Source organism: Pseudaminobacter sp. Soil_N_29, from assembly GCF_057656055.1.
This window is the reverse complement of sequence record NZ_JBDGLC010000031.1, coordinates 1-613: the sequence shown is the minus strand read 5'-3', so window position 1 is coordinate 613 and position 613 is coordinate 1. Positions and strand designations below refer to the sequence as shown.

General features: G+C 66.4%; 1 protein-coding gene. It reads left to right on the top strand.

From position 1 onward, the window contains the following. Positions 1-613 (top strand): ribulose-phosphate 3-epimerase (gene rpe / locus AC3A4H_RS23600; protein WP_487768880.1); only part of this gene is annotated, 613 nt, incomplete at both ends.

Sequence of the window (613 nt, the reverse complement as noted above, 5' to 3'; positions counted from 1 at the left end):
ATGACCGCAAAAACCCTGATCGCGCCCTCGGTTCTGTCGGCCGATTTCTCACGCCTCGGCGACGAGGTCGAGGCGGTGGCAGCCGCCGGCGCCGACTGGATCCACCTCGACGTCATGGACGGGCATTTCGTCCCCAACATCACCTTCGGCCCGCAGGTCATCAAGGCGATCCGGGGTCGCACGACCAAGGTGTTCGACTGCCACCTGATGATCGCGCCCGCCGATCCCTATCTTGCCGCCTTCGCCGACGCCGGTTGCGACATCATCACCGTGCATGCCGAGGCCGGCCCGCATCTCGACCGCTCGCTGCAGGCGATCCGGAACCTTGGCAAGAAGGCTGGCGTGTCGCTCAACCCGTCAACGCCGGAAAGCGCCATCGAATATGTGCTCGACCGGCTCGACCTGATCCTCCTGATGACGGTGAACCCCGGCTTCGGGGGCCAAGCCTTCATCCCGGCGGTGGTGGAGAAGGTCAAACGGGTGAAGGCGCTGATCGGCAACCGGCCGATCGACATCGAGATCGACGGCGGCGTCACGCCCGAAACCGCGCCGCTGGTCACGGCCGCCGGCGCCAATGTGCTGGTGGCAGGCTCGGCCGTGTTCAAGGGCGGCA